Origin of the sequence: Streptomyces sp. NPDC048275, assembly GCF_040652275.1 — a bacterium.
Taxonomy (GTDB): domain Bacteria; phylum Actinomycetota; class Actinomycetes; order Streptomycetales; family Streptomycetaceae; genus Streptomyces.
Window position 1 is genome coordinate 55644 of sequence record NZ_JBEZLR010000045.1, and the last position, 15466, is coordinate 71109.

At 69.4% G+C, this 15466-nt stretch carries 8 protein-coding genes; 6 read left to right on the forward strand and 2 right to left on the reverse strand.

Annotated features, from left to right (window positions below; all coding sequences use genetic code 11):
- Positions 1-27 precede the first annotated feature (27 nt).
- From AB0D57_RS25415 to meaB, 3 genes are read left to right on the forward strand one after another with little or no spacing between them, the layout of a single operon-like run.
- Complete coding sequence (locus tag AB0D57_RS25415; RefSeq protein ID WP_362077207.1) at positions 28-1836, forward strand: methylmalonyl-CoA mutase subunit beta; 1809 nt, start codon at positions 28-30, stop codon at positions 1834-1836.
- On the forward strand, positions 1836-3998 hold the full coding sequence (gene scpA, locus AB0D57_RS25420; protein WP_362077210.1) for a methylmalonyl-CoA mutase: 2163 nt from the start codon (positions 1836-1838) through the stop codon (positions 3996-3998). The genes AB0D57_RS25415 and scpA overlap by 1 nt, the downstream gene beginning before the upstream one ends.
- On the forward strand, positions 3995-4981 hold the full coding sequence (meaB, locus tag AB0D57_RS25425; RefSeq protein ID WP_362077213.1) for a methylmalonyl Co-A mutase-associated GTPase MeaB: 987 nt from the start codon (positions 3995-3997) through the stop codon (positions 4979-4981). Before scpA ends, meaB begins: the two co-directional genes overlap by 4 nt.
- A gap of 83 nt (positions 4982-5064) precedes the next feature.
- Here the strand turns inward: meaB and AB0D57_RS25430 are convergent, their stop codons facing one another.
- On the reverse strand, positions 5065-6678 hold the full coding sequence (locus AB0D57_RS25430) for a histidine kinase (RefSeq protein WP_362077216.1): 1614 nt from the start codon (positions 6676-6678) through the stop codon (positions 5065-5067).
- Between the two features lie 152 nt (positions 6679-6830).
- Here AB0D57_RS25430 and AB0D57_RS25435 point away from each other — a divergent pair, with 152 nt between their 5' ends.
- Positions 6831-7514, forward strand: coding sequence for an RNA-guided endonuclease TnpB family protein (locus tag AB0D57_RS25435; RefSeq protein ID WP_362077219.1), 684 nt, complete (start codon positions 6831-6833; stop codon positions 7512-7514).
- A 137-nt stretch (positions 7515-7651) separates the two neighbouring features.
- Positions 7652-8311 carry a response regulator transcription factor gene (locus AB0D57_RS25440; RefSeq protein ID WP_362077222.1) on the forward strand — a complete coding sequence of 220 codons (660 nt, stop codon included), beginning with the start codon at positions 7652-7654 and terminating at the stop codon, positions 8309-8311.
- A 157-nt stretch (positions 8312-8468) separates the two neighbouring features.
- Here AB0D57_RS25440 and gntA read toward each other — a convergent pair whose 3' ends face one another.
- The gene (gene gntA, locus AB0D57_RS25445; RefSeq protein ID WP_362077225.1) at positions 8469-9152 is read right to left on the reverse strand and encodes a guanitoxin biosynthesis heme-dependent pre-guanitoxin N-hydroxylase GntA; all 684 of its coding nucleotides are present in this window, start codon (positions 9150-9152) and stop codon (positions 8469-8471) included.
- A gap of 267 nt (positions 9153-9419) precedes the next feature.
- On the opposite strand from gntA, the gene AB0D57_RS25450 reads away from it, so the two are divergent.
- Positions 9420-15466, forward strand: a 6047-nt coding sequence (locus AB0D57_RS25450; RefSeq protein ID WP_362077228.1) for an amino acid adenylation domain-containing protein, incomplete at its 3' end; no start/stop codon positions are given.

Here is a 15466-nt window from a genome sequence, read left to right on the forward strand (position 1 = left end):
TCGAGGACTCTGCCCTAGCATCCGAGCATGACAGTCCTGCCCAACGACGGGCTTTCGCTGGCCGCCGAATTCCCTTCCGCGCCCCATGAACAGTGGCAGCGCCTCGTAGAGGGCGTACTGCGCAAGTCGGGCAAAGATATCTCGGGCGCAGCAGCCGAGGACGCACTGTCCACCCGACTGGAGGACGGGCTCGTCACCCGGCCCCTGTACACGGCTCTGGACACCACCCCCGATGCCGGTTTCCCCGGTTTCGCACCCTTCGTCCGTGGCGGCCGCGCCGAGGGAAGCAGCGTCGACGGCTGGGACGTACGGCAGCGGCACGCGGCGGGTGCGGCCGACGCGGTGCTCGCGGACCTGGAGAACGGCGTCACCTCGCTCTGGCTGGTCGTCGGCGAGGGCGGATTCCCGGTGTCCTCGCTCCCCCAGGTCCTCGACGGTGTCTATCTCGACCTGGCGCCCGTGATCCTCGAGGCGGGGCGCGAAGTCGAGCCCGCCGCCCGGGAGTTGCTGCGCCTGTACGAGGAGCGGGGTGTCGCCCCCGAGGCCGCGCGCGGAAACCTCGGCGCGGACCCGCTGGGTCATGAGGCCCGTACGGGGAAGGCCTTCGACTTCGCGCCGGCGGCGGGGCTCGCGCGGCTGTGTGCCGAGAGGTATCCGGGGCTGCGGGCGCTGGTCGTGGACGCGCTGCCGTACCACGAGGCCGGTGGCTCCGCCGCGCAGGAGCTGGGCTGCTCGCTGGCGACCGGGGTCGCCTATCTGCGGGAGCTGACCGAGGCGGGACTGTCGACCGAACAGGCCTGCGCGCAAATGGAGTTCCGGTACGCCGCCACCGCCGACCAGTTCCTGACCATCGCCAAGCTGCGGGCCGCGCGCAGGCTGTGGGCGCGGGTCGCCGAGGTGTGCGGAGCGCCGGGCGCGGGTGCGCAGGTGCAGCACGCCGTGACCTCGCCGGTGATGATGTCGCGCCGCGACCCCTGGGTGAACATGCTGCGTACGACGATGGCCACGCTGGCGGCCGGGGTCGGCGGCGCCGACGCCGTCACCGTGCTGCCCTTCGATCATGCCCTCGGCCTGCCGGACGCGTTCGCCCGCCGTATCGCCCGCAACACCTCGACGATCCTGGTCGAGGAGTCGCATCTGTCCCGGGTGATCGACCCGGCGGGCGGCTCCTGGTACGTGGAGCAGCTCACCGATGAACTCGCCCACGCCGGATGGGAGTTCTTCCAGCAGATCGAGCGGGCGGGCGGTCAGGCGGCGGCCCTGCGCTCGGGCCGGCTCGGGCAGGACCTGGCCGGCACCTGGGAGGCGCGCAGCGCGAAGCTCGCCAAGCGCCGCGAACCCATCACCGGGGTCAGCGAGTTCCCGTATCTCGCCGAGCGGCCGGTGGAGCGCGAGCCCGCGCCCGAGCCCCCGCCCGGCGGACTGCCGCGCGTACGGCGCGACGAGGCCTACGAGGCTCTGCGGGCCCGCTCCGACGACCACCTCGCGGCGACCGGAACCCGGCCGCGGATCTTCCTGGCCACCCTGGGCCCCGCCGCCGCACACACCGCACGCGCGACCTTCGCCTCGAACCTCTTCCAGGCGGGCGGCATCGAACCCGTCACGGAGGGCACGTTCAAGGACAGCGGCGCCACCGTGGCCTGCCTGTGCTCCAGTGACGCGCTGTACGAGGAGCAGGCCGCCGAGGCCGCCGGGGCGCTGAAGGCGGCCGGCGCCGGGCAGGTGTTCCTGGCCGGCCGCCCCGACCGGTACACCGATGTCGACGCCTACGTCTTCGCCGGCTGTGACGCCGTCGCCGTACTCTCCACCACCCTCGACCGCATGGGAGTGTCCTGATGGGAATCCCCGACTTCTCCGGAATCGAGCTGGGGACGCCCACCGCCGACGGCAGCGCCGAAGCCTGGCGCAAAGCGATCGGCGGGGAGGAGGCGTTCTGGGAGACCCCGGAAGGCATCGCCGTCAAGCCGCTGTACACCGGCCGTGACCTGGAGGGCCTGGACTTCCTGGACACCTACCCGGGCATCGCCCCGTATCTGCGCGGCCCGTACCCGACGATGTACGTGAACCAGCCCTGGACCATCCGCCAGTACGCGGGCTTCTCCACCGCCGAGGAGTCCAACGCCTTCTACCGGCGCAATCTGGCCGCCGGTCAGAAGGGTCTGTCCGTCGCCTTCGACCTGCCGACCCACCGCGGCTACGACAGCGACCACCCGCGGGTGACGGGCGACGTCGGCATGGCGGGCGTGGCGATCGACTCGATCTACGACATGCGGCAGCTCTTCGACGGCATCCCGCTCGACAAGATGACCGTGTCGATGACGATGAACGGCGCGGTGCTGCCCATTCTCGCGCTGTACATCGTGGCGGCCGAGGAACAGGGCGTACCGCCGGAGAAGCTGGCCGGGACCATCCAGAACGACATCCTCAAGGAGTTCATGGTCCGCAACACGTACATCTATCCGCCGAAGCCGTCGATGCGGATCATCTCCGACATCTTCGCCTTCACCTCGCAGCGGATGCCCCGCTACAACTCCATCTCCATCTCCGGCTATCACATCCAGGAGGCGGGTGCGACGGCCGATCTGGAGCTGGCGTACACGCTCGCGGACGGGGTGGAGTATCTGCGGGCGGGGCAGGCGGCGGGGCTGGACGTGGACGCGTTCGCGCCCCGGCTCTCCTTCTTCTGGGCGATCGGCATGAACTTCTTCATGGAGGTCGCGAAGCTGCGGGCAGCCAGGCTGCTGTGGGCGAAGCTGGTCAAGCAGTTCGACCCGAAGAACGCCAAGTCGCTCTCGCTGCGCACCCATTCGCAGACGTCCGGGTGGTCGCTCACCGCGCAGGACGTGTTCAACAACGTCACGCGTACGTGTGTGGAGGCGATGGCCGCGACGCAGGGCCACACCCAGTCGCTGCACACCAACGCCCTCGACGAGGCACTCGCGCTGCCCACCGACTTCTCGGCGCGCATCGCCCGCAACACCCAGCTGCTGATCCAGCAGGAGTCCGGCACGACCCGGGTGATCGACCCGTGGGGCGGCAGCGCGTACGTCGAGAAGCTGACGTACGACCTCGCCCGCCGGGCCTGGCAGCACATCGAAGAGGTCGAGGCGGCGGGCGGCATGGCGCAAGCCATCGACGCGGGCATCCCGAAGCTGCGGGTGGAGGAGGCGGCGGCCCGCACACAGGCCCGGATCGACTCGGGGCGGCAGCCGGTGATCGGCGTCAACAAGTACCGGGTGGAGTCCGACGAGCAGATCGACGTCCTCAAGGTCGACAACTCCTCCGTACGCACCCAGCAGATCGAAAAGCTGCGGCGGCTGCGGGCGGAGCGGGACGAGCGGGCATGCCAGGGCGCGCTGGACGCGCTGACGCGGGCCGCCGCCGGTGAGGGCAATCTGCTGGAGCTGGCGGTGGACGCGGCCCGCGCGAAGGCCACCGTCGGGGAAATCTCCGACGCCCTGGAGAAGGTGTACGGGCGGCACGCGAGCCAGATCCGTACGATCGCGGGCGTGTACCGCACCGAAGCAGGGGAGTCGCCGTCCGTGGAGCGCACCCGTACCCTCGTCGACTCCTTCGAGGAGGCCGAGGGCCGCCGTCCGCGCATCCTGGTCGCCAAGATGGGCCAGGACGGTCACGACCGCGGCCAGAAGGTGATCTCCACCGCCTTCGCCGACCTCGGTTTCGACGTCGACGTCGGCCCGCTGTTCCAGACGCCGGCCGAGGTCGCCCGCCAGGCGGTGGAGGCGGACGTGCACATCGTGGGCGTCTCGTCGCTGGCCGCCGGGCACCTCACCCTCGTACCGGCACTGCGGGAGCAGCTCGCCGAGGAGGGCCGCGAGGACATCATGATCGTCGTCGGCGGGGTGATTCCGCCGCAGGACGTACCGACGCTGCTGGAAATGGGCGCGGCTGCCGTCTTCCCGCCCGGGACGGTGATCCCGGACGCGGCCCACGACCTGATCGAGCGACTGGCGGCCGGCCTCGGGCACGAGCTGTGATCGATCTTGACGGCTATGTGAAGGGCGTACTCGACGGGAAGCGGGCGCACATCGCGCGCGCCATCACGCTCGTCGAGTCCACCCGGCCCGATCACCGGTCCCTGGCGCAGGAGTTGCTGACCGAGCTGCTGCCGCACAGCGGCCGGGCGCGGCGGATCGGCATCAGCGGTGTGCCGGGGGTGGGCAAGTCGACGTTCATCGACGCGCTCGGCACGATGCTCACCGGGCTCGGGCACCGGGTCGCGGTGCTGGCCGTCGACCCGTCGTCGAGCCGTACCGGCGGGTCGATCCTGGGCGACAAGACCCGGATGGAGCGCCTGGCCGTGGACCCGGCGGCGTTCGTACGCCCCTCCCCCACCGCCGGCACGCTGGGTGGGGTCGCCAAGGCGACGCGTGAGTCGATCGTGGTGATGGAGGCGGCGGGCTACGACGTGGTGCTCGTCGAGACGGTCGGTGTCGGCCAGTCGGAGACCGCGGTCGCGGGCATGGTCGACTCCTTCCTGCTGCTCACGCTCGCCCGTACCGGGGACCAGTTGCAGGGCATCAAGAAGGGCGTGCTGGAGCTCGCCGACGTGATCACCGTCAACAAGGCGGACGGCCCGCACGAGCGTGACGCCCGCGCGGCGGCACGGGAGTTGGCGGGCGCCCTGCGCCTGATGCACCCGGTGGACGCAGCCTGGACTCCCCCCGTGCTGAGTTGCAGCGCCCGGGAGTCGACCGGCCTGGACACCCTCTGGGAGCGCCTCGAGCAGCACCGCGCACTCCTGGACTCCACGGGTCGTCTCGCCGCCAAGCGCCGCGAGCAGCAGGTCGAGTGGACCTGGACGATGGTCCGCGACGAGCTGCTCGGCCGCCTGCACGCGGATCCGGCCGTACGCACCCTCACGCCCGAGGTCGAACGACAGGTACGGGAGGGCGAGTTGACGGCCACGCTCGCCGCCGAACGGATTCTTGAGGTGTTCGGGGGCGGGGAGGGGCGTTGAGCGGGGGGCCGCCGTGGTCGGTGGGGGGCGAGGTGGGCATGTCGGAGAAGTGCGGGTCGGACGGGGTTCGATGAGGTGCGTGCTTATCTAGTGTTCTCGTCGACTTCGTCCTTGGAAACGAGCTTCCCGTCGATGAAGCACAGCCGGTAGGACTTGGCCTCCATGGAGAAGAGGCCACCGCCCTCGGCGCGGTAGTACCTGCACACGGCGTGCGCGGGGCTCGGCAGGCTGTCGGTGTCCCGGTCCACGTACGCCTGCTGCGTCGGCAGCACGGTCCGCAGGTCCTCCCAACGCTGCCCCTCCGCCAGGTTCCGGTACGTCGTCGCGTCGAGCGTCGCGCTGTCGACGGCGTTGGAGAAGTACACCACCAGCATCACGCACACCACGGCCACCGCTACCACGGGGACCGCCAGCACCGCCGCCAGACTGCGGCGTACCCGCTGCTCGGCGTCCCGCTGCGCCGTGACGGTCAACGGAGCACCGGGCACCGGGGGTTGGTCGGCGTCGCCGGATCCGTACCGGACACCGGAGTGCGGCAACCGGGCCGAGACCTCGAAGCCGCCGCCGTCGCGGTGGCCCGCCGAGAGCGTGCCTCCGAGCACCCTGACCCGCTCGGAGAGGCCGACCAGCCCCATGCTGTTGCCGATCGCCTCGCGGGCCGGGCGGTCGTGGACGCCGTTGGTGACCGTGACGACGGTGTGGTCCGTCAGCCGGTCGATCCGGACCAGGACCTCCGCCCCGGGCGCGTGCTTGGCGGCGTTGGTGAGCGACTCCTGGACCACCCGCTGCACGGCCTCCTCGACCACCGCCGGGGCCGTGATGTCGAGGCCGATCCGTCTCAGGTCGACCAGCATTCCGGCGCTACGCGCGCGATCCACCGTCGTCACGAGGTCCTCGCGCGGCGATGTCGACTCCTGCGCGCTGTCCACCCGCAGCACCCCGATGATGTCGCTGAGGCGGCCGATCGCCAGAGCCGTGCTGCGGCGCAGCTCCCCGGCCGTGGAGCGGGCCGACTCGTCGAGCTGGGGGGCCACTTCGAGGGCGGCCGCCTGCATGGCGATCAGGGTGAGATCGTGGCCGAGCTGGTCGTGCATGTCCTGGGCGATGCGGGCCCGTTCCCGGATCCGGGCCCGGTCGGCGGCGAGCTGGTGCTCCCGCTCCAGGTCCCGGGCCCGCTGCCAGCCCGCCAGCTCGAGTTCGCGGCGCTGATGGCGGTGTCGGCCCGCCAGCCAGGCCGTCACCGCGCCCACCAGCAGCGGAGCGCTGTTCACCCAGGTGGTGACATGGCCCGCCGTGGTGCCGATGACGCCCAGCGCGGTGAGTACGACGCTCACCGCCACCGCCACTTCGACGGGCCGCTCCCGCACATCGCCGCGTCGCCCGGCCAGGTAGCTCATGACGAACACGCTGGGCGCGAACCAGGGGCTGATGAGGCTCAGCACCGCGCCGGCGCACCAGGACAACGGCAGCCGGGTGTCCCGGAAACCGACGACGGGCACGAGCAGCAGCACGCCGGCCAGCCGCCACCACAGGGGCGGCGAGTCCGCGTCGCCGGGCGAGTCGAGCAGCGCGGGGACGGCGAGCGCCACCCACAGCGCGGCGCTCCGGACGATCTTGCGTCGGCCGGTCCCCTCGACGAGTATGCGGGTTCGGCTGGTTCTGCGAGCAGGTTCCGGCGCTGTCTCCGGGTCTTTCATGGGGTCCTCCGTGGATACTCCGCCCTTCGGGGCGGAGAGGAAATGGACTCCTGGGAAGCAGGGCAGGGAAGCCGATTCGGCGCCGGGCGAATCAGCTTCCGTCGCCCAACTATCCCCGGGTAGTCACAAGTTGGCATGATAGTTTGCGAGATGTGACCATTCACGTGAAGCGGGCATTCAAGTACCGCTTCTGTCCGACCGATGCGCAGACGGCGGAGTTGTCGCGCACGTTCGGGTGTGTGCGGAAGGTCTACAACATGGCGCTCGCCGCCCGGACCGAGGCGTGGGCACGACAGGAGCGGCTCAACTACAACGCCACGTCGGCAATGCTGACCACGTGGAAGAAGGCCCGGCGCAAGGTCGCGAAGATCCATGCCCGGATCACCGACCGTCGCCGCGACCACCTGCACAAGCTGACCACTCGACTCGTGCGTGAGAACCAAACGCTCGTGATCGAGGACCTGACCGTGCGCAACATGGTCAAGAACCGGAGCCTGGCCCGCGCCATCTCTGATGCGGCCTGGGCCGAGCGGCGGAGCATGCTGGAGTACAAGGCGGCCTGGTACGGGCGGGAAGTAATGGCGGTGGACCGCTTCTTCCCCTCCTCCAAGCTGTGCTCCCACTGCGGCACCCTGCAAGAACGGATGCCGCTGAACGTCCGCACCTGGACGTGCGACAACTGCGGGACGACCCATGACCGGGATGCGAACGCGGCACGCAACCTTCTTGCCGCCGGGCTGGCGGTGACAGTCTGTGGAGCTGGTGTAGGACCTCAACGGAGAACTCCGGGCGGGCAGTCAGTTGTGAAGCAGAAACCCTCATGGCGCGAGCCGTGAGAATCCCCCTCCTTCAGGAGGGGGAAAGTCAAGGTGAGTCCTGACGGAAAGCCCGGTACGGCGACAACCTTGAGGGGAACAGCCTTGATGGGCGCCTCGATGGGAACAGCCGAGGTGAGGGAAGAAATGGGGAGCGCGTGATTCGAGTTCTGATCGCCGACGACGAGACGATGATGCGGGCGGGGGCCCGGGCCATCCTGTCGACCGATCCGGGGATCGAGGTGGTCGCCGAGGCCTCCACCGGCCGGGAGGCCGTGGAACTCGTACGTCGTCACCGGCCGGACGTGGCGCTCCTCGACGTGCAGATGCCGCAACTCGACGGCCTCGACGCCGCTTCGGAGATTCTGAAGTCCGACGCGGGTACGGCCGTGATCATCTTTACGACGTTCAGCAACGACGACTACATCGCCCGCGCCCTGAGTGAGGGGGCGAGTGGATTCCTGCTGAAGTCGGGAGATCCGCGCGATCTCATCGCGGGGGTGCACGCCGTCGCCGACGGGGCGGCCTATCTCTCTCCCGAGGCCGCGCACCGGGTGATTCGCGGTCTTTCCACGGGGCGGATGGCGCGGGGTTCCGCGGCGCGGGAGCGGGTCGACCGGCTCAGCACCCGTGAACAGGAAGTGCTGATGCTGCTCGGGGAAGGGCTGTCGAACGCTCAGATCGCCCGCCGACTGCACCTCGTCGAAGGCACAGTCAAAACTCATGTCAGTTCCATTCTCGCCAGACTGACTGTCGGCAATCGCGTCCAGGCGGCCATCATCGCCTACGAGGCCGGACTGATCGAAAGCGTCGGCTGATTCCGGACACGCCTCTTGTACGGGCGTACGGGCATACGGGCATACGGCTGGGTGGGCCGCAACGATGACGTTGCGGCCCACCCGGTCGTGCCCTGCGTACCTGCATGTCTCCGTGCCTGCGTGCCTCTGTACGAAGTGTCGCGAGCGCCCCTTCATTTCATGCGCGCTCGGTCGGCACACCCTCCGGGGAGAACGGGCACTTCCAGTCCGCCGATACGGCCCGCCCCGAGTACTGCCGGGCCTCGGACGACTCTCCGTGGTCGGAGAGCATGGGATTGACACTCCCCTGGAGCCGTACCTCCCGATCGCGGATCCTGCGCTGCAGCCCGTAGTACGTCCCCTGCGCCTTCAGCCGGGTGAACTGCTCGTGTGAATTGAACACGAGGGCCGAGTGGGAAGAACGCCGGGAAATACGCGAGGATTCCGGGCTGAGCCCCGCCACGAAGAACGGTTGCCCTGCCACACTGAAGGCAAATTCCGGAGACTCCGTGTCACTGGAGTACGCCGAGCTCCACGAATGATTCCTCACATCGACCCGGTGCAGACGGCCCAACTGCTTCCAGAGTGCCTCTTCGAATTCCTCTTCATCGCGTATCCGGGGCCCCCGGAAGAGCGCCACGAACGAAGCGAATTCATGCCCCACGGCAAGATACTCTTCGGCGAAGGCGACCAGATCCCGGTGAAGTTCATCCGTACAATCCGCCGCGTCCAACTCCTCGTACACCCGCATGACGAGCGTGTTCTGACGCAGTGCGGCACGCGCCCCCAGGCAGGTGAAGGAATCCCCGAGCAGCCAGGAGACAAATTTCTCCTTCATCTCGTGATCCGCCTGATCCGCCATTTCACCTCCAGCTCCACCGCAAGTGCCGTGACCCTAGCACCGGTTCAGAAGAGCACTCCCGAAACTCTCCTATTTAAGGGTGGGGTTGAAGTCGGACGTCCGCAAACCATCTTTCGACAACCGTGTTTAAGGCACGGGTTAAAGGCCCCGGTTTCGCCTTGACAGGCCACCCGCTCGAACGAATAGGTTGCTGACCGATATTGCTGCCAGCCGTATTTGCGACGCTGGCCACAGCGATAAAATGCGGTCCGAGTGGGAGAGATGGCAGTGACGCGACGGCCACGTAAGATCGAGGACATCTACCCGCTGTCCCCCCTTCAGGAAGGCTTGCTCTTCCACAACATCCTCGAGGGGACCGCCACCGACGTTTACGTGGCTCAGGTGACGACGGACTTCGAAGGACCGCTCGACACCGACGCGTTGCGGACCGCGTCCGCGGCGCTGCTCACCCGCTATCCGAATCTCCGGGTGGCCTTCCGTCAGCGCAATTCGGGCGAGTGGGCTCAGCTGGTGCTGCGCGAGGTCGAACTCCCCTGGCGCACCGTCGATCTCACCGCCCTTCCGGAGCCGGAACGGGCCGGCCGCGCCGAGGCCGAGGCGCTCGAGGACCGCGACCGCCGCTTCGACCTGGGGCAGGCCCCGTTGGTGCGGTTCACCCTCATCCACCTGGGTGAGCAGCGCCATCGCCTTGTCCTGACCAACCATCACATTCTGCTCGACGGCTGGTCGATGCAGATCCTGATGAGGGAACTGTTCGCGCTCTACCTGGCCAAGGGGGACTCCTCCGGCCTCCCCCGCCCGCGCCCGTACCGCGATCACCTCACCTGGCTCGCCGACCAGGACGCCGAAGCCGCGGGCAAGGCCTGGGCCGAGGCTCTGGCCGGCCTCGAGGAACCGACCCGGGTCGCGTCGCTCGCCCCCGGGCAGCCACCGGTGGTCCCGGAGCACGTCCGGTTCGGCCTGGACGAGGGGGAGACGCGGGCGCTGACCGCGTTCGCCCGTGAGCACGGTCTGACCCTCAACACCGTGGTCCAGGGGGCCTGGTCACTGCTCCTGTCGAGGATCACCGGGCTCGACGACGTGGTGTTCGGCATCACCGTCTCCGGCCGCCCGGCAGAACTCGACGGTGTCGAGGACATGGTCGGCCTCTTCATCAACACGCTGCCGCTGCGCCTGCGGCTGCGCCCCGAGGAACCCCTCTCGGCGATGCTGGCCCGGCTCCAGGAGGAGCAGAGCCACCTGCTCGCCCACCAGCACCTCGGACTCGCCGAGATCCAGCGCCTGGCCGGTGTGGGTGAACTCTTCGACACCTCCATGGTGTTCGAGAACTATCCCCTGGACGTCACCGACCTGGACCAGGCCTCCGGCGGCCTCAAGGTCCTGCGTACCGAGGGCTACGACGCCACGCACTATCCGCTGGGCCTCGTGGCCATGCCCGACTCCACGCTGCGGTTCCAGCTGGACTACCGGCCTGACGTGTTCCGCCGCGACCGGGCCGACGAACTGGCCGCGCACCTGCTGCGCATCCTGCGGCTGCTGCTCACCGCCCCGCACACGCCGACCGGCCGCGTCGACGCCCTCGACCCCGAGCAGAGCCGACGCATGCTCGTCGACTGGAACCGCACCGAGCGCCCCGTGCCCGCCGACATCCTGCCCCGGCTCTTCGAGACCCAGGTGGCCCGGACCCCGGACGAGACCGCGGTGGTCTTCCAGGACACGCGCGTCACCTACCGGGAACTCGACGCACGCGTGAACCGGCTGGCCAGGCTGTTCGTCGAGCACGGCATCGGCCCCGAGGACGTCGTGGCCGTGGTACTGCCGCGCTCGGTGGACTCCATCGTCGCCCTGCTGGCCGCGATGAAGGCCGGGGCGGTCTACCTCCCCGTGGATCCGGAATACCCCGCCGACCGCACCTCGTTCATGCTGACGGACTCGGCCCCCGCTCTCGTGGTGACCGTCGACGCCGCCGCCGACCGCGTCGCCGTACTGGACGGCTCGGGCGTCCCCGTGATCCGCCTGGACAGCGCCGAGACGCAGCGCGCCCTGGCCGCGGCGCCGAACACCACGCCGGTCTCGGGACATGCGACGCCCGCCAATGGCGCGTACATCCTCTACACCTCCGGTTCGACCGGCCGCCCGAAGGCAGCCCTGATCACCCACGCGAGCCTCACCAACCTGCTCCACCATCACCAGTACGAAGTCCTCACGCCGGTGCTGGAGTCGGTCGGCGGCCGTCGACTGCGCATGGCGCACACGGCCTCCTTCTCCTTCGACGCGTCCTGGGGCCTGTTCCTGTGGATGGCCGCGCACGGCCACGAACTGCACCTGTTCGACGACGACACACGCCACGACCCGGAGGCGTTCGCCCGCCAGGTCCACGAACAGCGCATCGATGTCGTCGACATGACCCCGTCCGAGTGCCAACACCTCATCTCCGCAGGCATGCTGAGCCCGGACCGGCACCGTCCGTCACTCGTGGTCCTGGGCGGCGAGGCCATCGGCGAGGCCCTACGTCACCAACTGACCGCGGTGGACGGCCTGATCGCCTTCAACTTCTACGGCCCGACCGAGTGCACCGCCGACAGCGTCACCGGCGTCGTACGCGACGCCGCTCCCGCCGAACTCGGCACGCCCGTCTCCAACGCCCAGGTGTACGTCCTGGACGCGGCCCTCCGTCCGGTCCCCGTCGGAATCCCCGGAGAGCTCTATGTCGCGGGCGCCGGCGTGGCCCGCGGCTACCTCAACCGTCCCGGCCTCACCTCGGAACGCTTCGTGGCCAACCCCTTCGGCGGCGTGGCCGGTTCGCGCATGTACCGCACCGGTGACGTGGTCCGCTGGACCGAGGAAGGCCTGCTCGAGTTCATCGGCCGGGCCGACGACCAGGTCAAGCTGCGCGGCTTCCGCATCGAGCTCGGCGAGATCGAGTCGCTGCTCGGGGCCCACGAGACCGTGGCCCAGGCGGCGGTCATCCTGCGGGAGGACCGACCGGGCGACAAACGCCTGGTCGCCTACGTCGCCCATGTCTCCGGCGCCGATGGCGCTGGGGGTGGCGCCGACGATGAGGCGGATTCCGCCGCGCTTCGCCGGTACGTCGCCGACCGGCTCCCCAACCACATGGTGCCGGCAGCGGTCGTACGGCTGCCCGAACTACCGCTGACCCCCACCGGCAAGCTGGACCGCCGAGCCCTGCCCATGCCGGACTACGACAGCGCGATCGAATCGGCACGGCGACCGCGTACCGGCCAGGAGGAGATCCTCTGCGGCCTGTTCGCGGACGTACTGGGCCTGGACCGGGTGGGCATCGACGACAGCTTCTTCGACCTGGGCGGACACTCCCTGCTCGCCACCCAGCTGGTGTCCCGCATCCGCAGCGCTCTCGGTGTCGAGCTGGCCGTGCGTGCCCTGTTCGAGACGCCGACGGTGGCCGGCCTGGCCGAGGCTCTCGCGGGAGCCGCATCGGCCCGAACGGCGGTCGTGGCTCGTACGGTACGTCCGGAACGGTTGCCTCTGTCGTACGCCCAGCAGCGACTGTGGTTCCTGCACGAGTACGAGCCCGACAGCGCCCTCTACAACATCCCCGTCGCCCTCCGCCTGACCGGCGCTCTCGACCAGGAAGCCTTGAAAGCCGCGCTCACGGATGTCGTGGAGCGGCACGAAGCCCTGCGGACCGTGTTCAGGCAGGACGACGAACTCGGCGCCCACCAGATCGTCCTCGGCGCGGACGGGGCCCGGCCTGCCCTGGACGTCCAGACCGTCACCGAAGGCGGGCTCGCGGAGGCCCTGCGCACGGTGGTGGCCCGGCCCTTCGGCCTCACGAGCGACCTGCCGCTGCGCGCCACCCTCCTCCAGCTCTCACCGGACGAGCATGTCCTGCTCCTCGTCGTCCACCACATCGCCGCGGACGGCTGGTCGCTGACACCTCTGGCCCGCGATCTGACCACCGCCTATACGGCCCGCATCCAGGGCGCGGCTCCTGGCTGGGCGCCGTTGCCGGTCCAGTACGCCGACTACACCCTCTGGCAGCGCGAGGTCCTCGGCTCGGAGGACGATCCCGACTCCGCCATCTCCCGCCAACTCGCCCACTGGCAAAGCGCTTTGGCCGATCTCCCGGCCGAGCTGGAACTGCCCACCGACCGGCCCCGCCCCGCCACGCCGACCCACCACGGCGGGACCGTCACCTTCGACATCCCCGCCGAACTGCACGCCGACATCACCCGCCTCGCCCGCGCACACCAGGCCAGCACCTTCATGGTCCTGCAAGCCGCACTCGCGGTCCTGCTGTCCCGGCTCGGCGCGGGCACCGACATCCCGATCGGCTCACCCATCGCCGGGCGTACGGATGACGCCGTCGAGAACCTCGTCGGGTTCTTCGTCAACACCCTCGTCCTGCGCACCGACCTGAGTGACAACCCTACGTTCACCCAGCTCCTGGCCCGCGTCCGCGAAACCGACCTCGCCGCCTACGCCCACCAGGACATCCCCTTCGAACGCCTCGTCGAGATCCTCAACCCCGAACGGTCGGCCTCACGCCACCCCCTCTTCCAGACCATGCTCACCCTGCACAACCTGGACTCCCGAGCGGCGACGAGCTCACTCGCCTCCTGGCCGGAGGCAGAGGTCGCCGAGCAGGCCATCGGGTCGGACGTATCCAGGTTCGATCTCTCCCTCAACCTGGGCGAACAGCACGGCGATGACGGTTCCGCGTCGGGGATCCACGCGGTGTTGGAGTTCAGTGCGGATCTGTTCGACGAGGAGACCGCCGAGCGGCTGACCCGACGGTTCGTCCGCGTACTGGAAACGGTGGCGACAACACCAGAAACCAAGGTCGCCCAGATCGACGTACTCGACACCGACGAACAGCAATCCGTCCTCGGCCACTGGGCCAACGGCACCATCACCGACCTCACCCCCACACACGACCTCATCCACCAATTCCGCGCCCAAGCAGCACAAACACCGGACGCGTCGGCGGTGGTGTTCGACGGTGTGTCGGTGTCGTACGCGGAGTTGGATGCGCGGAGTGAGCGTGTGGCGCGGTTGTTGGTGGAGGCGGGGGTGGGGGCGGAGCGGTACGTCGCCGTCGTGCTGCCGCGCTCCAGTGACCTGGTCATCGCTCTGCTCGCCGTGCTGAAGGCGGGGGGTGCGTATCTGCCGTTGGATGCTGATTTCCCGGCCGACCGTCTTGAGTTCATGCGGGGTGAGACGCGGCCGGTGCTGGTGCTGGATGAGCGGTGGCTGGCTGAGGCGGGGCAGCGGGAGCCTGCGGCCGAGGTGACGCTGCCCGAGGTGGTGGCCGGCGAGCAGGCCGCTTATGTGCTCTACACGTCCGGTTCGACGGGTCGGCCCAAGGGTGTGGTCGTTTCGCGTGGGGCGCTGGCCAACCTGCTTGCCGACATGCGGGAGCGGGTGCCGCTTGTGGGTGGGGACCGGTTGTTGGCGGTGACGACGATCGGGTTCGACATCGCGGGTCTGGAGTTGTTCGCTCCGCTCACTGCGGGTGCCGCGGTTGTGGTGGCTCCGTCGGGGCTGGTTCATGACCCGGAGGGGTTGCGGGCTCTGCTGGCGGGTGAGCGGGTGACGGTCATGCAGGCCACGCCGAGCTTGTGGCGGTCGGTCACTGCTGATCCGGGGGCGGCGGGTGCGTTGGCGGGCGTGCGGGTCCTGGTCGGTGGCGAAGCTCTGCCCGTCGACCTTGCCGATCAGCTGACCCGGGCCGCCGCCCACGTCACGAACGTGTACGGGCCCACCGAGACCACGATCTGGTCCACGGCCGCGGCGTTGCGTGCGGGTGGGGCGGTGACGATCGGACACCCCCTGGCCAACACCCGGTTGTACGTCCTCGACGCCCACCTCCAGCCCGTACCACCCACCGTGCCCGGCGAGCTCTACATCGCCGGTGCGGGTGTGGCGCGCGGTTACCTCCACCGCCCCGCCCTCACCGCCGAACGCTTCGTGGCCGATCCGTTCGGTGCGGCCGGTTCGCGCATGTACCGCACGGGTGACGTTGTGCGCTGGACGGCCGACGGCGAGCTGGAGTATCTGCGGCGCGCCGACGACCAGGTCAAACTGCGCGGGTTCCGCATCGAGCTGGGTGAGATCGAGGCACTGCTGAGGACCCACCACGGTGTGGAGCAGGCCGCGGTGATCGTCCGGGACGACCGGCTCGTCGCCTACACCACCGGCACCACCGCCACGCCGGTGGAGGAACTGCGCGAGCATCTGACGACCACTCTGCCCGCCTACATGATTCCGTCCGCGTTCATGGCACTGGACGTGCTCCCGCTGACCGCGAACGGCAAGCTGGACCGCAAGGC